Origin of the sequence: Mycolicibacterium sp. MU0050 (assembly GCF_963378085.1) — a bacterium.
Lineage (GTDB): Bacteria > Actinomycetota > Actinomycetes > Mycobacteriales > Mycobacteriaceae > Mycobacterium > Mycobacterium wendilense.
Genome location: NZ_OY726395.1, coordinates 4,697,254 through 4,714,333, shown reverse-complemented (window position 1 = coordinate 4,714,333; position 17,080 = coordinate 4,697,254). Strand labels below are relative to the sequence as shown.

General features: G+C 66.1%; 18 protein-coding genes. 5 read left to right on the top strand and 13 right to left on the bottom strand.

Annotated elements, in window-relative coordinates:
* Nucleotides 1-8 precede the first annotated feature (8 nt).
* Genes R2K23_RS22505 through R2K23_RS22490 form a run of 4 tightly spaced genes read left to right on the top strand, consistent with a single transcriptional unit; the run spans nt 9 to nt 4,298 of the window.
* Entirely contained in the window at nt 9-1,157 is a 1,149-nt protein-coding gene (locus R2K23_RS22505) for an acyl-CoA dehydrogenase family protein (RefSeq protein ID WP_316512742.1), read from the top strand.
* On the top strand, nt 1,154-2,086 hold the full coding sequence (locus R2K23_RS22500) for an acyl-CoA dehydrogenase family protein (RefSeq protein ID WP_316512740.1): 933 nt from the start codon (nt 1,154-1,156) through the stop codon (nt 2,084-2,086). The genes R2K23_RS22505 and R2K23_RS22500 overlap by 4 nt, the downstream gene beginning before the upstream one ends.
* The gene (locus tag R2K23_RS22495; protein ID WP_316512738.1) at nt 2,083-3,249 is read left to right on the top strand and encodes an acyl-CoA dehydrogenase family protein; all 1,167 of its coding nucleotides are present in this window, start codon (nt 2,083-2,085) and stop codon (nt 3,247-3,249) included. The genes R2K23_RS22500 and R2K23_RS22495 overlap by 4 nt, the downstream gene beginning before the upstream one ends.
* On the top strand, nt 3,246-4,298 hold the full coding sequence (locus R2K23_RS22490; RefSeq protein ID WP_316512737.1) for an acyl-CoA dehydrogenase family protein: 1,053 nt from the start codon (nt 3,246-3,248) through the stop codon (nt 4,296-4,298). The genes R2K23_RS22495 and R2K23_RS22490 overlap by 4 nt, the downstream gene beginning before the upstream one ends.
* A gap of 74 nt (nt 4,299-4,372) precedes the next feature.
* Here R2K23_RS22490 and R2K23_RS22485 read toward each other — a convergent pair whose 3' ends face one another.
* Nucleotides 4,373-5,119, bottom strand: coding sequence for a glucose 1-dehydrogenase (locus tag R2K23_RS22485; RefSeq protein WP_316512735.1), 747 nt, complete (start codon nt 5,117-5,119; stop codon nt 4,373-4,375).
* 103 nt (nt 5,120-5,222) lie between these two features.
* Between R2K23_RS22485 and R2K23_RS22480 the strand changes: the two genes are divergently transcribed.
* Nucleotides 5,223-6,302 (top strand): NAD(P)H-dependent amine dehydrogenase family protein, encoded by a 1,080-nt coding sequence (locus R2K23_RS22480; RefSeq protein WP_316512733.1) that lies wholly within the window; start codon nt 5,223-5,225, stop codon nt 6,300-6,302.
* Between the two features lie 19 nt (nt 6,303-6,321).
* Here the strand turns inward: R2K23_RS22480 and R2K23_RS22475 are convergent, their stop codons facing one another.
* From R2K23_RS22475 to R2K23_RS22420, 12 genes are all read right to left on the bottom strand, one after another.
* Complete coding sequence (locus R2K23_RS22475; protein ID WP_316512732.1) at nt 6,322-6,501, bottom strand: DUF4334 domain-containing protein; 180 nt, start codon at nt 6,499-6,501, stop codon at nt 6,322-6,324.
* On the bottom strand, nt 6,446-6,712 hold the full coding sequence (locus R2K23_RS22470; protein ID WP_316512729.1) for a GXWXG domain-containing protein: 267 nt from the start codon (nt 6,710-6,712) through the stop codon (nt 6,446-6,448). Before R2K23_RS22470 ends, R2K23_RS22475 begins: the two co-directional genes overlap by 56 nt.
* A 149-nt stretch (nt 6,713-6,861) precedes the next feature.
* Nucleotides 6,862-7,761, bottom strand: a complete 900-nt coding sequence (locus R2K23_RS22465; protein ID WP_316512727.1) for an SDR family NAD(P)-dependent oxidoreductase — start codon at nt 7,759-7,761, stop codon at nt 6,862-6,864.
* 37 nt (nt 7,762-7,798) lie between these two features.
* A complete protein-coding gene (locus R2K23_RS22460) occupies nt 7,799-8,953 on the bottom strand; it encodes an FAS1-like dehydratase domain-containing protein (RefSeq protein WP_316512725.1) in 1,155 nt (384 codons plus the stop codon).
* A 67-nt stretch (nt 8,954-9,020) separates the two neighbouring features.
* The gene (locus R2K23_RS22455; protein WP_316512723.1) at nt 9,021-9,872 is read right to left on the bottom strand and encodes a MaoC/PaaZ C-terminal domain-containing protein; all 852 of its coding nucleotides are present in this window, start codon (nt 9,870-9,872) and stop codon (nt 9,021-9,023) included.
* Complete coding sequence (locus R2K23_RS22450; protein WP_316512720.1) at nt 9,869-11,512, bottom strand: AMP-binding protein; 1,644 nt, start codon at nt 11,510-11,512, stop codon at nt 9,869-9,871. The genes R2K23_RS22455 and R2K23_RS22450 overlap by 4 nt, the downstream gene beginning before the upstream one ends.
* Before the next feature lie 9 nt (nt 11,513-11,521).
* Nucleotides 11,522-12,727, bottom strand: coding sequence for a thiolase family protein (locus R2K23_RS22445; RefSeq protein WP_316512718.1), 1,206 nt, complete (start codon nt 12,725-12,727; stop codon nt 11,522-11,524).
* Nucleotides 12,728-13,126 (bottom strand): Zn-ribbon domain-containing OB-fold protein, encoded by a 399-nt coding sequence (locus tag R2K23_RS22440; RefSeq protein ID WP_316512716.1) that lies wholly within the window; start codon nt 13,124-13,126, stop codon nt 12,728-12,730.
* 132 nt (nt 13,127-13,258) lie between these two features.
* Nucleotides 13,259-13,453 (bottom strand): ferredoxin, encoded by a 195-nt coding sequence (locus R2K23_RS22435; RefSeq protein WP_316512714.1) that lies wholly within the window; start codon nt 13,451-13,453, stop codon nt 13,259-13,261.
* A gap of 29 nt (nt 13,454-13,482) precedes the next feature.
* Complete coding sequence (locus tag R2K23_RS22430; RefSeq protein WP_316512711.1) at nt 13,483-14,760, bottom strand: cytochrome P450; 1,278 nt, start codon at nt 14,758-14,760, stop codon at nt 13,483-13,485.
* A 10-nt stretch (nt 14,761-14,770) separates the two neighbouring features.
* Nucleotides 14,771-16,351 carry an acyl-CoA synthetase gene (locus R2K23_RS22425; RefSeq protein ID WP_316512709.1) on the bottom strand — a complete coding sequence of 527 codons (1,581 nt, stop codon included), beginning with the start codon at nt 16,349-16,351 and terminating at the stop codon, nt 14,771-14,773.
* Between the two features lie 107 nt (nt 16,352-16,458).
* On the bottom strand, nt 16,459-17,049 hold the full coding sequence (locus R2K23_RS22420; protein ID WP_316512706.1) for a TetR/AcrR family transcriptional regulator: 591 nt from the start codon (nt 17,047-17,049) through the stop codon (nt 16,459-16,461).
* Nucleotides 17,050-17,080 lie beyond the last annotated feature (31 nt).

The following is a 17,080-nucleotide window of genomic DNA, read 5'->3' as shown; positions in this document are numbered from 1 at the left end:
AGACGACAGTGGACTTCGAAATGGGAGCGGCGGCCACGGCGCTGCGCGGTCAGTTGCGCAGCCTGGTGGCCGAGCACCTGCCGGACGACTTCATGGGGGCATTCACCGACAACCCCGCGGATCTGGCAGCGGCCCAACAGTTCTGCCGAACCCTGGCCGAGCAGGGCCTGCTGTGCATGTCGTGGCCGCAGGAGTACGGCGGCCGCGACGCCTCGGTGTGGGAGCAGACCGTGGTGCGCGAGGAGATGTGGGCGCACCACGAGCCGCGCGGCGCCCAGTACATGGGCGTCAACTGGGTGGGGCCGATCATCATGCGGCACGGCACACCCGAGCAGCGCCAGCGTCACCTGCCACCGATCGCCAACGGCGAAGTGATCTGGTGTCAGGGCTTTTCGGAGCCCGAGGCCGGTTCCGACCTGGCCTCACTGCGGACCACGGCCCGCCGCGACGGCGACGGCTGGTTGGTCAGCGGGCAGAAGATCTGGACGTCGTACGCGACCATGGCGCAGTGGTGCTTCCTGCTGGCGCGCACCTCCAAGGAGGACAAGAAGCAGAAGGGCCTGACGATCTTCCTGGTGCCGATGTCCGATCCGGCGATCCAGGTGCGTCCGATCCGCTGCATCATGGGGCCGCACCATCTCAACGAGGTGTTCTTCGACGACCTGCGGGTCACCGAGGCCGACGTGCTCGGCGAGGTGGGCGCCGGCTGGTCGATTGTGCAGGACGTGCTGTCGTTCGAACGGGTCGGGATCGCGCGGTACGCCCGCTGCGAGAAGCTGTTGCACGATGCGCCCCAGGCGCTCGGGCCGGCGTGGGACGCGTTGCCGGATGAGTTGCGCGCCAGGTGGACTCGGATGCTCGTGCACTGCCGTCGGGCGCGCCTGCTGGCGTACCGGTTGGTGGCGTTGCAGAGCAAGGGGCAGGTCCGGCCCGGCGACGCCTCCGGCTACCGGATCGCCGTGACGAAGTTGGATCAGGACAGCGCGGAGGTGCTGATGGAGATCATCGCGGCCGCGGACGTCGACGCACCGCCGGTGCGACGGTTCCGCGAGGAGGTCGAGGACCATTGGCGGTACTCGCAGGCCTCCACCGTGTCGTCCGGGAGTATCGAGATGCAACGCATCCTGCTGTCCCGCGCCCTGCTGGCGGCGTCATGATCCTCGATCTCAGTCCCGAGGCCGACGAGTTCGGCCGGCAGGCGCTGCGGGCGTTCGAGGCCGCCGGCGGCGATCAGCTATTGCAGCAGGCCGAGGCCAAGCCGGACACCCGGGAGGTGCTCGTCGGCGCGGTGCTGGCCGACCTGGGCGCCTGGGAGTTGGAGCCCCGCGCGGACTCCGACAGCCTCGAGGCCGCCGCGGCGCTGTGCCGCAGCGCCGGGTACTGGGCGCTGCCGTATCCCGTCGCGGAGCGGCTGTCCCGGCCGACGGACGGCGATACCGCGGGTCTGCTGGTGGTCGCGGACACCAACCCGTCGGCCCCGGTGTTCGGGGTGCGGCTGCCGTGGACGGCGGTGACGCTGTCCGGTCAGAGCCGCACCGTGGCGGGGACCTCGGCCGCCCGGCCCGGATTCGTCGCGGAACTGGAGCTGTCGTCGACGAGCGCCGCGGCGCCCGACGACGTCGCGCTGGGCCTGGTGCTGCCGTGCTGGACCCTGCTCGGAATGTTGGATCGCGCACTGGAACTGACCATTGCCCACGTCCGCATGCGACAGCAGTTCGGTCAGCCGCTCTCGGCGTTCCAGAGTGTGCAGTTCCAACTCACCGACGCCGAGGTGGAGCGCGGCGGCCTGGAGGTGCTGGCCAAGCATGCGCTGTGGAGCGCGGGGCCGTCGTCGGGCACCACCGCGACCGAGGCGCTCGACGACGCGCTGGCGCTGCGGATGGCCGCCATCGAGGCCGCCGAGGTGGTGTTCCGGGTCTGTCATCAACTCCACGGCGCCGTCGGGTTCTGCGACGAGACGACGCTGTCCTGGCTGTCCCGCTACAGCCAACCGTTGCGGCGCCTGCCCTTCGGGCTGTCGGCGACCCGCGCCCTGCTCACCGACCGCGTCGACCGGCGCGGGCTGACGGGGCTGTACTCGGGATGAGCGACCTGGACGATTTCCGCGCGGCGGTCCGGGACTGGTGCGCGGCCAACGTCCCGACCGACTGGCGCCAACGCCAGGCGTCGGTGACCGAGGCGGAGTTCGTGGCGTTCCAGAAGGACTGGTTCGCCACCCTGCATTCGGCCGGCTACGCCGTGCCTCACTGGCCCGCCGAATGGGGCGGCGGCATGTCCGTCGCCGAGCAGGTGGTGCTGTATCAGGAGCTGGCGGCGCAGGACGCGCCGCGGCTGGTGTTGGCCTTCGTCGGCATCCACCACGCGGCCTCGACGCTGCTGGTGGCGGGGACCGACGAGCAGCGGCAGCGGCACCTGCCCGCCATCCTGGACGGTGAGATCTGGGTCCAGGGCTTCTCCGAACCGGAGGCCGGGTCGGACCTGGCGGCGTTGCGGGCCACCGCGCGCCGCGACGGCGACCGGTTCGTGGTCAACGGGCAGAAGGTGTGGGCCAGCGGCGCCTCGCACGCCGACTGGTGCCTGCTGTTGGCCCGCACCGACCCGGAAGCGCCGAAACGCAAGGGTATTTCGTATTTCCTGATGGACATGAGCAGCCCCGGTGTCGAGGTGCGTCCCATCCGCAACGCGATCGGCGAGTCGCACTTCTGCGAGATCTTCCTCAACGACGTGCAGATCCCGGCCGCCAACCTGGTGGGTGCGGAGAACAGCGGCTGGCAGGTGGCGCAGGCGACCCTGGGCGCCGAGCGCGGCATGACCATGCTCGAACTCGCCGAGCGGTTGGGCAATGCCGGATTCCGGTGGCTGGTCGAGGCCTGCCGGGATCACGCCGACCCGGCGGTGCACGATCAGGTCAGCGCGTTCGAGATCGAGATCGCCGGGTTGCGGGGGCTGTGCCGGGACCTGGTCGAACGCAGCGAGGCGGGGACCGCGGGCGCCGCCGACGCCTCGGTGGTCAAGCTGTTCTACAGCGAACTGCTGCAACGGATGACCGATTTTGGGGTGCAGATCGGCGGGGTCGCGGCGCACACCGTATTGAGCAAACCGATGTCGAGCGGCTGGGAGTCCGGCGCCTGGGTGCTGGACTTCATCGGCTCCTGGGAGTGGACCATTCCCGGTGGGGCCAGCGAGATCCAACGCAACATCATCGCCGAGCGCGGCCTCGGGTTGCCGCGGGAACCGAGTGTGCAGTGACCGACGTCGACTTCAGTGAACTCCACGACGAACTGCGGTCCGTGGCCGGCGACCTGCTGGGTAAGCAGGCCGGCAAGGAGATCGGCACCGAACTGCTGGCCCAGGCCGGATGGACCGGACTGGAGATCGCCGAGGAACGCGGCGGTGCCGGCGCCACGGTGCGCGAGACCGCGGTCATCTGCGAGGAACTGGGCCGGGCGGTCGCCCGCAGCGGATATCTGGGCGGCGTGGTGCTAGGCGTCGGACTGCTGAACCTGTTGCAGCCCAGCGACCTTCGCGATCGCCTGCTCGACGAGGTGGCCGGCGGGACTGCGGCTGTGACGGTCGGCGTCTCGGCCGAACATCGGGATGCGGAGCTGACCTGGGCCGTCGATGCGGACGCGCGACTACGCGGTGCGGCCCCGTTCGTCGTCGACGGCGCCGCGACGTGGCTGCTGGCCCCGGCCACCCGGCCCGACGGCACCGTCGTCGTCGCGGCGGTCCGGACCGAGGCCCCCGAGGTGACCGTCTCGGATCAGCCGGTGGTCGACGAGACCCGTTCCCTGGCAGCGGTATCCGCGGACCAGGCGCCCGTCGAGCTGTTGGAGTTCAGCGGCGATCCCGCGGCGGGGATGGCGACGGTGCGCAACCGCGCGTACCTCGGGTTGGCTTGCGACAGCCTCGGTTTGGCCGCCGCCATGCTGGACGACACGGTGGCCTACCTCGGGGTGCGCCAGCAGTTCGGCCGACCCATCGGGTCCTTCCAGGCGGTCAAGCATGCCTGCGCGGACATGCTGGTGCAGATCGCGGTGACGCGCCGTCTGGTCACCGCGGCGGTGGATGCCGTCGCGGACGGGGACCCCGATGTCGGCCGGACGGTCGCGATGGCCAAGGCGTACGCGGGGGAGATGGCAGTGCAGGTCGCGGGGAAGGCCATGCAGTTGCACGGCGGCATCGGCTACACCTGGGAGGCGGGGGTGCACGCGTATCTGAAGCGGGCGACGTTGAACCGGGCGCTGTTCGGTTCGCCGGCCGAGCACCGGGCGTCGCTCACCGAGGCGCGCCGCTGATCCGTTGCGAGCGTGCGTAAACCACGGAAATCGCTCGGCGTGTCGAACGGGGACACGCACGCTGGCGGGGATCGCTAGAAGACGTTGTCCTTGTGGTTGACGTCGGTGACCAGGCCGCCGTCGACGACGAACTCGGCGCCGGTGGCGAACGAGGACTCGTCGCTGACCAGGAACACCACGAACGTCGAGACCTCCTCGGACCGGCCGGACCGGCCGAGCGGGGCGGTCACCATGTCCTCGGGGAAGTGCTCGGTCATCGGGGTGCGGATGAAGCCGGGATGCACCGAGTTCACCCGAATGTTGTGCCGGCCCAACTCGAGCGCCGCGGACTTCGCCAACCCGCGCACGGCCCACTTCGACGCGACGTACGGGTGCACCATCGGCGCACCGCGCAGCCCCTCGATGGACGAGATGTTGATGATGGACCCGCTGCCGGCGGCCTTCATCTGGCCGACCACGGCCTGCATCCCGAGGAAGGTGCCGGTCAGGTTGACGTCGATGACCTTCTGCCACTCGGTCATGTCGAACTTGCCGATCTTGCCGAGGGCGACGATCCCGGCGTTGTTCACCAGCGCGGTCAGACCGCCGAACGTATCGACCGCCGTCGCGACGGCCGCATCCCACTGGTCGGCCTGGGTGACGTCCAGGTGCACGTACCGGGCGGCGTCCCCGAGCTCGTCGGCCAGCGCCGAACCGGGTTCGTCGAGGATGTCTCCGATGACCACCTTGGCGCCCTCCGCGACCAGCATCCGCGCGTGCGCGGCGCCCATGCCCTGGGCTCCACCGCTGATCAGTACGACTTTTCCGGTCACGCGTCCCATGGGGCGACAGGTTACCGCACCGCGCGGGCAAAATTAGAACCTGTTCCAATTTTGCCGGGAACCGCGCATACTGCCCTGGAAACGCCACCGTGAGGAGACAGGTATGACCATCCGCGTCGCGCTGATCGGCACCGGGAACTGCGGCCGGTTGGCCCTGATCCAGCTGATCGAGGATCCGCGGTTCGAATTGACCGCCGTCGGAGTGTCCACCGCGGACAAGGTGGGCCAGGACGCGGGCCAACTCGCCGGAGTCGACGTCGTCACCGGGATCACGGCCACCCTCGGCATGGACGCGGCGCTGGCGACCGCGCCGGACTGCCTGGTGTATTGCGCGATGGGCGACACCCGCCCCGTCGAGGCGACCGCCGACGTGATGCGCGCGCTGGCGGCCGGGATCAACGTCGTCGGCTCCGCACCGGGCACCCTGCAGTACCCGTGGGGCTTGGTGCCGGGCAAGGCCATCGACCGGCTGGAAGAGGCGGCCCGACAGGGCAACTCGAGCATCTTCATCACCGGGGTCGACCCGGGTTTCGTCACCGACCTGATCCCGTTCGCGTTCGCCAGCACCTGTCAGCGCATCGAGCAAATCCGCACCCTGGAGATCGCCGACTACGCCAGCTACGACGGCAAGGAGGTGATGTTCGACGTCATGGGGTTCGGCAACGAGATCGGTGATCTGCCGCTGTTGTTCCAGCCCGGCATCCTGTCGCTGGCGTGGGGCACCGCCATCCGGCAACTGGCCGCCGGACTGGGCATCGAGGTCGACGAGATCACCGACTCCGTCGAACAGGAACCGGCCCCCGAAGATCTCGACGTCGCGGTCGGGCGGATCAAGAAGGGCACCGTGGCTGCGTTGCGGTTCGAGATCCGGGGCATGGTCGGCGGGCATTCCGCGGTCGTGGTCGAGCACATCACCCGGTTGCGGGACGACCTGCGCCCGGACTGGACGCAACCGGCGCAGCCCGGCGGTTCCTACCGGTTGGAGATCACCGGCGAGCCGTCATACGCGGTCGACATCTGCCCCAGCAGCAGTCGCGGGGACCACAACTACGCCGCGATCCTGGCCGCCGCCGGCCGGATCGTCAACGCGATTCCCGACGTCGTCGCGGCCGCCCCCGGACTGCGCACCACGTTGGATCTTCCGCTGGGAACCGGCCGCGGCGTCTACCGGTCACCGAACTGAGTTGCGCCGAAGCCCGCCGTCACCCGTCACCGTCATCGCGTCGCAGGACGAACATGAGCGGCCGGTCGAGACCTCGCATATCCATCACACCGAGCACGGTGTCGTCGTCGATGAGCCGGAAGTGATCGTTGATCGGAAGTGCGTCATAGATCATCGTTGCGCTCAAGACGCCCCGATACTCCACCATTCGCAGCCGCACCAACGGCTTCCTGCCTCCGGCGTATCCGCAACGTGTTGCGGATCGCTGTGACGGCCGTCGGCGTGTTCAATAGCCGGCCGAGTCGCAGCCCCGTCCGGAGTGAAAGTCCGGCCGGGTTGACGCAGAACAATCCTCGGCGATCTTCGAACACCAACGGATGGACGGCATCCGGGCTGTCGAATCGCTTCCCGTACCAGCCCAGTGCCGACATCCACCGGCGGCAGTTCGTCGAAGAACTCCAGGGCTTTGTCGACGCCGCCGCCCGCCTCCAGCGCCACTGCGGACACCGATTGAATCACTGCATCTTTTTTGTGAATCGTTCATTGCCGAAAGGCGCCGATAGCCGCTATCGAAGGGCGGTTACCTGATCAGTCCGGTGTTTCTACCGGCCTTCGACGGGATTCCGGTCTCGAAGACCGCATCTGCGAGTTCCTTCGGCGCCCAACGTGTCTCCTTCCGAAGTTTCCAGCTGTCGTCCAGCGTCCACGGTGCCACCCGGTGCACGACGCCGCCGTACACCACAAAGACCTCTCCGCTTATGGCGCAACTGTCCGACAGCAGATAGGCCACCCACGGCGAGCAGTTGCCGGGATGCATGGGCGCGTTAGGATCGGTGCTCTCCGCGGCGCCGACCTGGGCGGTCAGTCGCGTCGCGGCACGCGGGGCAATGGCATTCACACGCACGCCGTATCGCTTGAGTTCACGTGCCCACACCTCGGTCAGAGCCGCCACACCGGCTTTGGCCGCGGCATAGTTGCTCTGACCCATGTTGCCGAACAACCCGGATTCGCTTGTCGTGTTGACGATCGATCCTGCCACCGGCTTACCCGCCTTGGACAGTTCTCGCCAGTACCGAGCGGCGGCGCGGCCGGGGTAGAAGGTCCCGCTGAGACCGACGTGAAGCACCGATTCCCATTGCTCGTCATCGACATTGAAAACCATGCCGTCCCGAAGGATGCTTGCGTTGTTCACCAGGCCATCCAGCTTGCCGTAGGCGGCGATGGCTGACCGGATGAGATTGTCAGCGCCTTGGGCAGATGCGACGTCGTCTGTGCTGACGATGGCATCGCCGCCGGCGGCCTTGATCTCTTCGACCACCGCGACTGCCGGGCCCGCCTCCGACCCCTTTCCGTCGGCGCTGCCACCGAGGTCGTTCACCACGACCTTGGCCCCTTCGGATGCCAGCAGGAGTGCGTGCTCACGACCGATGCCGCGCCCGGCACCGGTGACTACGATGACGCGGTCTTCCAGAGTTCCCATCAGATGTGCTCTCTTTCTTGATAAGTGGGACTGCTTTTCAGATGCTTGGTAAGCGGTGCTGGAGCGGGTGCTCCCCGTTGCGGGTCGGCAGCGCGATGGTGGCTGATCCCGGCATGACGTTCTGACCGCGTTGGTTGGTGGCCCAGGTTTCGACGGTGACGAGGTGGTCGCCGTTCGGGGCTATGGACTTGCCGGTGACCCGTCCGCCGAGGCGGATCACGTCGGAGAGGAACACGAATCCACGGTATTCGGACTTGGCGCGGCACAGCCACGCGTCATCCCCGATCCAGTTGGTGAGTAGGTGAACCTGCCAGCAAGTCCGTTGTATGCCAACGTCGTACGATGCGGCCACACCCATGGCTCGCGCCGCGTTGTGGTTGTAGTGGACGGCGTAGATCGGCTCCTTGGCCGCAGTGTCGGGGTCGCGGAAGGACCACGCCGGGTGGGCGGCGTACTGCTGGAGGGAAGCGCGGTTGGCCGCAATCCTGGGAATGGGGGCCGCACCGGAGGCGACAAAGGCGATCTCGTCGGTCAGCCCGAGCGGGCCTTTCGTGACCGAATCGAGCTCATCGCCCACCTCGACGTCCTCCCACCAGCGTGGATCGGAGCCACGGCAGGTCTCGGCGAGTACGGCTGCCTCGATCTCGTTGATCTCGTCGGCGGTCCACGGGTGGGGCAGGGTGACCGGGCGCTTGTCGGCCCGTGACTTCGCCTCGCCACGCTCGTAGCGGACGCAGGTGGCGACGCTTTCGAGTACCAGCTCGCCGCGCTGGTTGTGGTAATCGTGGCGGAACCGGTCGACCACCGATTTACCGGCGAACTTGCTCGGGGCAGGACCATCGAAACCTTCATAGATGCAACGAGGTTCGATCCGATCGCCGACCATGACCGGCCGGTGGAAGGTGATGTCACTGCCGGAATGAAACGCCCCCAGACCGGGCCAGCCGAACTGCACGCCGGCGAAACAGCAGAAGGGCCACGTCGGAGGACCGACGAGCGTTCCGTACTTGGTGGTCGCCGCGTAGTCGGGGTCGGTCCATAGCGGGTTGGTGTCGCCGATGCCCTCCGCAAAGCGCAGGATGGTCCACCGATTCGCCTGGTCGTTGTTCCGGCACTCGTCGATGCGTAGCTCCATCCCGCTCTTGGAGCGCATCGACGCGATCATCTCCTCGGTCATGCGGGCCTCGACCATGCGAGCTGTCGTCATTGTCTACTTCCTGTCCATAGGTCGATTCGTTACCGCTGGGGTGCCGGGGATTTCAGGCAATCCAGGTTGTCGATGCCTGCGACAGAACGACATTCGAGTTCTGTGTCTCGGCACTCACGATCGCGGTCCCGTGGCCGCTGCGCCAGATCTTGGTGACGATGGTGTCGCCGAGTTCGACTCTGCTCGCGAAGCGACCTTCCAATGAGCGGAACCGGGCGGGATCATTTCCGCAGAGGGTGGCCAAGATGGCGCGGCCGACAATTCCGTACGTGCACAGTCCGTGCAAGAAGGGCGCATCGAAGCCGGCTTCACGTGCGAATGCCGGATCGATGTGAATGGGATTGCGGTCCCCGCTGAGACGATAGATTGCTGCCTGCTCGGGGCGTGTCTCGAAGGCAAGGGCGTAGTCGGGCGCCCGATCCGGCGGTGCATTGACGCCGTCCGTCGACGGCCCACGCTCACCACCGAAACCGCCCGCGCCGCGGACGAATATCGACATCGCTTCGGTGAACAGCGGACCGTCATCGTCCACCACCGTGGTCTCGACGTCGATGACGGCGGCCTTGCCCTTATCCCACACTCCGGTGATGCGCCCGGTGGCCGTGGCAGTGGCCTCGGGAGGCAGCTCCCGGTGCAACTGAACCGACTGGGCTCCGTGCAGAATCTTCGACAGGTCCACGTGGACGCCGGCCTTGGCCAGTGTCGCGGGCCCGGCCCCACCGCGAATGGAGGCGAAGGTGGGAAACACCTTGGGGCCGTGCCCCTCGTACAGGAATTCCAGATCTCGGTCGGGTCTGGCCCCGATACCGCACGCGTACAGCAGCACATCCTTTTTCGTCCATCGGACCGGAATCGCCTCAGATACGGTGCCCACCAGGTCGCTACTCAGCGCAGCGGTAGTCATCGATGTTGCTCCTTCACTTCATCAGAGAGGTCGGCCGCAGCACCGAGGTGCTGGACAGCCAGCGTGCGAATCGCGGGGTAGTCGGCTTTGCCGTTGGGGCTGCGGCCGAGAGAGTCGACGCGAACGATGTGTTTGGGTGCCTTGTACGCGGCGAGGGCGTCCTTGACGTGGTGTATCAGCTGGTCGTCGGTGACGTCGGCGGAAGCTTCCACGACAGCGGTCACCACCTCGCCGAAACGGTCGTCGGGGGTGCCGACCACCAAGGCGTCCTTGACGTCCCGATGGCACTTCAGCACTTCCTCGACTTCCTCGGCGAAAACCTTCTCGCCACCGGTGTTGATGCATTGGGATCCCCGCCCGAGCAGCCGCACCCTGCCGTCGGATTCGATGATGGCGAAGTCGCCGGCCACGGTGTAGCGCCTGCCGTCCAGGATCACGAAGGTCTGCGCCGAGCGGTCGGGGTCCTTGTGGTAGCCGACAGCACCGCCGGGGATGGCGATACGGCCCACTGCACCGGAGCCGGGCTGAACATCACGGTTGTCGCTGTCGATCACGCGAACTCCCGGCGTGGGGTCGAAAGTCCCTGTCTCCACGTCTGTTCCGGGCTCCGAGAGGCAAGTTCCGGCAGTGCCGTTCTCGGTGGACCCCAGTTGATCGAGGATGCTGAGGCCGGGGAGCAGGTCCATCAGCCCGCGTTTCAGGGGTGCGCTGAACATCACTCCGGCGGAGATCACGCGGGTCAGGCTCTGCAGTTTCCAGCGGTCGCGATGCGTCCTGAGGGCATCGAGCATCGGGCGGGCGAAGGCATCACCCACGATGCAGATCTGCGTTGCGTCGTCTCGCTCGGCGGTGTCCCAGAGCTCGAGTGGATCAAAGCGGCGACTCGGCAGTAACGAGACTGTTCCACCGGAAAGTAGCGCCTGCAAAGCTGCCATCATGCCGGTCCCGTGCATGAGCGGCGGGCCGATCAGAATGGTGTCGCCGTGCCCGCGTTGCCTCAGTTCCCCGATCAGCACATCGAGGTCGGTGGGGGCGAACCGCATCGGGAGGGCGAGCACCTGGCGCTGTTTGAACACCACCCCTTTGGGCATTCCGGTGGTGCCGCCGGTGTACAGGAAGATCAGGTCATCGGTGGACCGCGGCCGTGGGGACGCAACCGCGGGCGTGGCGGCAGCAGTCTCGTAGGGGGTGGCCCAATCAGGGCATTCCGCGGTGCCGTCGTCGACCCAGATCCATTGCTTGACGGTGGGGGCGTTGTGGCGTACCCGACCCGCGGTCTCGGTGAACGCGCCGTGAAACACGACCGCGGCCGCGTCGGCGTTGTTCCACAGATAGGCAAGCTCAGCATCGCGGTAGCGGAAGTTGGTGTTCACCGGGACCAACGAGGCCTTTGTCGCCGCGACAAACGACTCGATGTACTCGGGCGCGTTGTTCAGGTACAGCGCGACCCGGTCCTGATGTTCCAATCCGGCGTGCAGCAATGCCGCGGCGACACCGTCGGCGCGGCGGTTCAATTCGGTCCAGGTGACCCTGCGCTCGCCCTGTGAGATCGCGACGTGCGCCGGTGTCGCCGCGGCTATGGCTTCACAGATGTCGGCGACATTCCACCAGCTTTGGGGTCGGGCGGAGCGACCGGACACGCCCGGCATCTAGACGGCTTTCTCGAGGATGTGAATGCCGCAGGCTGAGCCCAGGCCGATGACATGTGCCAGCCCTACGGTGGCCCCCTCGATCTGACGATCACCGGCCTCTCCCCGGAGGTGGTGACAGACCTCCCAGACGTTGGCAATGCCGGTGGCGGCGATCGGATGACCTTTGGATTGAAGGCCACCGGACACGTTCACCGGCAGCGATCCGTCCCGCCAGGTCGCGCCGGATTCGAAGAACGCCACCGCTTCTCCCGGCCGGCACAGCATGAGGTTGTCATAGTGGACGAGTTCGGCGGTCGCAAAGCAGTCGTGCAACTCCACCAGGTCCAGATCCTCGGGCGAGACGCCCGCGAGCTCGTATGCCTGTGTGGCCGCGTTCCGGGTGAGGGTGTTGATGTCTGGGAGAACCTGGCACGCCTCTTCCCAGGGGTCGCTGGTCAGCACCGATGCGGAGATTTTCACGGCGCGGCGCCGCTGTTCCGGTGCCAGCGTGCGCAGTTTCGCGTCGGAGACCACCACAGCAGCCGCCGCTCCGTCACAGTTCGCCGAGCACATCGACCGCGTGTTGGGGTACGCGATCATGACGTCACCCATGATCTGTTCCAAGCTCATCTTCTTCTGATACGCCGCGAGCGGATTCAGCGTCGAATGGGCATGATTCTTCTCGGCGATACGGGCGAACAGTTCCAGTGGCGCGCCGTCGTAAGGGTTGTCGTAGAGGTACTCCATGCCGATCTGAGCGAAGGTCCCGGGCATATTCGTGGTGCCGATGAGGCCGTCGGTGGCCATCACCGAGCCATGCCGACCTCGGGGCTCGAATGCCTTGCGGTCCGGCTTCTTACCACCGCCGCCCAACAGCCCGGCCCCGGCGAGCTTCTCGGCTCCGACAGCCAGGCCGTAATCCGCCTCGCCGGCCTTGATGGCCATGATTGCCGTCCGTAACGCCGTAGCGCCGGTCGCACAGGCGTTGGCCACGTTGATCACCGGGATGCCGGTCTGCCCGATCTGCTTCTGTATCTGCTGGCCGATTTGGCCGCCCGCCATGAGGTTCCCCGCGGTGAGGATCTCGATATCCCGCATTGAGACGCCGCCGTCGGCCAGTGCCGCCATCGCGGCCTCACTGGCCAGGTCCAAGACATCCAGCTCAGGATGCTTGCCGAATTTCGTCATGTGGATCCCCAGGATCCAGACATCGCCGTTTGCCATTTAATCCTCCACTGGTTCGAAACCGAAGCCCATCGCCTCGGTGCCCTCGTCGTCGACACCCACCACGCTGGTCGCCAGGCGCAGCTTCATGCCGAGCCGGACGTGGTCAGGGGCGGGCTCGACGTTGATCACGTTGGCGCGCACACTGGTTCCATCGCAGTCGACCACCCCCGCCACGAAGGGGACCGGTATGCCGGGTCGCGCCATCGTGACGATGGTGAACGTGGTGAGCACACCCTCGGTGGCAACAGCTACGGACTCGAAGTCCGCTGCGCCGCAGCCGGCACATGCGTTGCGGCGGTCGAAGAAACGCGCTCCGCAGGTGGTGCAGCCGTGTGCGGTCAGATGTGGGTGTTCACCCAATGTCAGGTAGTCGACGACGGGAACAGTTTTGGTCATGCTCGGGCTCCTTGTGTGGTCGGGGCAGTTCGCCGGCGGGAGTGTTGAAAATAGTTGTGGGACAGTGCCGCAGACAGGTTCGGACGGGTGCGGTCGGGTGAACTGACCACATATCACCGCCAGCGTGTGGCGTCAGTCGTGATGGAGACTCAAGGTCAGGGTGGGGCAGTTGGCGATCGCCGACTCCGCCTGATCCCGCTCCTCTTCGGACGGCGTCGCGTTCAAGACGGCCACCAACCCGTCGTCGGCCACGGTGAACAGCGAAGGCGCGGCTGCCTCGCACAACCCGATACCTCTGCACTTGGTGTGATCAGCCCTGATGTGCATGTGCACTTCCCGATCTCTGAGCGGGGCGTTCATGATCCGGTGGCAGCGTCGAGTTGCCAGCGGACCGGGAGGTGTTTGACGCCCCCGATGTGCGTTGTCCGGATGCGCTGCGGCTCGCCCGCCAGTTCCACGGTCCGCAGCCGGGGGATCATTTCCTCCAGCAGCACCGAGATCTCCATCTGTGCCAGAGCTGAGCCCATACAGAAGTGCTCGCCGATGCCAAAGCCCAGATGCGGATTGGGATCTCGATCGACTCGGAACGTGAAGGGGTCGTCGAAGACGGATTCATCTCGGTTGCCCGACGGGTAGTAGAGAGCCAACGGGTCGCCCTTGCGGATACGCCGCCCGTTCAGTTCACAGTCATCGGTCGCGGTGCGAACGAAGTGTGCGACGGGCGTCGACCACCGGACAATTTCCCGCGTCGCTGATTTGATCAACGACGGTGCGTTCCGCAGCAGGTCCAGCTGGTCGGGGTTGTCCAGCAGGGCCAGCATTCCGCCGGCGAGGGCATTTCGGGTGGTGTCATGGCCCGCGGTCGCGATGATGAGGAGGTAGACGACCGCCACCATGTCATCGAGCGGCTCCCCGTTGATCTCACCGTTGGCAATGATGCTTGCCAGATCCTCGGTGGGCTTGGCGCGGCGCTTGCCGACGAGGTCCAGCAGGTAAGGGAGGAATATCTCCCATCGGGTACCCGACATTGGATTCGACTCATCGGGAGTTTGGCTGCCCACGGCTGTTTCGGTGCTGAACTCCGGGTCGTCGACCGCGAGTGCTGAATTGGTCATATGGAGGACGATCTCCTCGTCCTCTCGAGGGATGCCGAGCAATTCGCTGATCATCCGCAACGGGTGCCAGGCCACGAAGTCGTCGACGAAGTCGAAGTCGCGTCGGCCGGCAAGCCCGTCGAGCAGATCTCTGGTGACGTCGCGAACACGCTGTTCCAGTTCGGCGAGCACGCGGGGGCGGAAGTACGGCTGGGCCAAGTTGCGAAATTCCCGGTGGAGCGGGGGATCGGTGTTCAGTACCGTCGGTGGCTGGAGCTCCACCGGGATGTCGCGCACACGACTTGTTTTCGGTGCGATATCGAGCATGCCGGTCGAGCTGAAGAGTTGAGGGTTGGTAGAAATGGTTTTGATGTCAGCGTGCCGGGTCACTGCCCAGAACGGGGTGAAGCCTTCCGGCTCGCACCGATGCACCGGTGAACTGTGTCGCAGTTCTGTCCACACATGGTGGGGATAGCCGCGTTCGAAGGCAGCTGGGTCGAGCATATCCGCGATATCGATGTCGGGTTGCTGGGTGGTCATGCATCGCTCCTCAGAGGTATTTGATGGTGGCGGGCGCGTTCTCGGTGTCACCGGTCGTGCCGTACCGGTCGCGAACCGCCCGTCGAAGCAGCTTTCCGCTGGGCAGGCGGGGTAGTTCGGCCACGAAGGTGATCGATTTGGGCTGTTTCACCCGAGCCAGCTTGCTGGTGCAGAATGCGATGAGCTCGGCCTCGAGAGCAGGGCTCGGCGACTGGTCTTCGCCAAGCTGCACAACAGCTTTGACCTGTTGGCCCATCTCCGGGTCCGGCACTCCGATCACGGCGACGTCTGCTACCGAGTCGTGGGCCGCCAGCGCTTCTTCGATTTCGCGGGGGTAGACGTTGACGCCGCCGACGATAATCAGATCGGTGCGACGGTCGGACAGGTACAGGTAACCATCGGCGTCGAGCCATCCGATGTCGCCGACTGTGCTCCAACCTTTGGAATTGAATGCCTGAGCGGTCTTTTCGACATCACCGTGGTAGTCGAATCGAATCGGACTTTCGATCCATATCTGGCCGATCTCGCCGGCGCCGAGTTCGTCTCCGTTGTCATCGAGAATATGGGGGATGCCCAGCAGCGGCTTTCCTACCGACCCGCGGTGAGACAGCCAGGTCGTGGAGTCGATGGTGAAAAAGCATGTGCCTTCGCTGAAACCGTAGTATTCGTGCACAATCGGTCCGAGCCAGTGGATCATCTGCTCTTTCACCTCAAGTGCGCACGGCGCTCCCGCGTGGACGACGTACTTCAGGCTGGACAGGTCGTACCGGTCCCGGACCTCCGGTGCCAGCTTGAGCATTCGCGAGAACATCGTTGGGACGAACTGTGCGTGGGTGACGCGGTTGCGCTCGATCAGGGCGAGCGTCTGTTCGGCATCGAAGCGATCCATCACCACGACGGTGGCTCCCAACGACTGAGAGGCCAGGGACCAGCCCAGTGGTGCTGAATGATAGAGCGGCGCCGGGCACAGGTAGATGCTCGAAGCATCCAATCCGGCAGTGGAATGGAGCATTCGTGCCATCGGCTCGCCGTCCCCGAACCGGTTGCGCGGTAAGGCCGGTTTGATGCCTTTCGGACGCCCTGTGGTGCCCGAGGAATAGAGCATCAGTGCACCCTGGCTCTCGTCGGCGAGGGCCTCCGCGGGCTGCCCGGCGATGATTTCTTCATAGGAATCGAAGCCGTTGCGTGGTTCGCCAACAACGAGAACCGACAGTTTGGTCGGATTCACCGCGGCGATGATCTCCGTTGCGAGACCGGCGAGGTCGCTCGAAACGACCAATGCACGAGCTTCGCTGTTGGCGACGATGTAGGCCGCCTCCGCCGCGGTCAGGTGCCAGTTGACCGGTACCGAGTACAGGCCCGAACGCATTGCTGCCCAGGTCACTGTCAGAAAGCGTGCGCTGTTGGTCATGAGGACCGCGACGACGTCCCCGCGGGACAAGCCGATCGAGCGCCAGAACTGAGCGAGGCGCTTGGACTCCTGGTCGAGTTGGCCGAAGGTCGTTACTGCCTGCGTCGCACCGTCGATCGCAGCGACCTGGTCGGGGAACCGCTGCGCCCTTTCGCTGATGTGCACGTCAGGCACCACCATCGATGTCTGCGCGATGGCCGGTGATGTGGGGTCGGAGCTTTAGCACGACATCGACCATACAGATCTGTATGGTCGATGTCAATGCACTTGTGTATGGCGAATAAGCCTCAGTCGGGTCCTGCCGGCGGCGTACTGCCGGTTTTGCGGACGAGGTCGTCGTAGACATCGACCACGGCGGTTCGCCGGGCGCGATCGAACCCGTCGACCACCTGCACGCCGGCATAGAGCGCGACACCGAGGTCGGCGAGCGTGGCGGCCGTGTCCGGCTCGACTCCGAGTTCGGTGAAGATGCCCACCAGCCGCGCCTGGCGGAATTCGTCCACGCGCCGTTGTGCGGCGGCTACGCGGGCGTCCTCGTAGGACCAGCCCCGGATCGCCCGCTCGGCCCGGTGTTGTGCGGAGACGCCGGCCGCCTTGAACGCAGCTATGTGGTCACCCGCCCCCGATGCCGCCTCGTCGGCTCGGGCATAGACATCGGCCTCCCAGTGTGCGATGAGCGCTGAGATGAACGCGGGACCACTGGCGAAATGGTGATAGAAGGAGCCTCGGGTCGCGCCGATGCGTGAGCAGATGTTGGTCGTCGTCAGCTTGCGCGGACCTTCTTCGGCCAGGATGGCCATTCCCGCGGAGAAGTAGTCGCTCCTGCTGAGGTGGCCGCCGTCGGAGGCGCCCGTCCGCCGCGAATTCGGTGTAGTCATCCGGGTCAGTATGACATTGCCGCTCCGATCC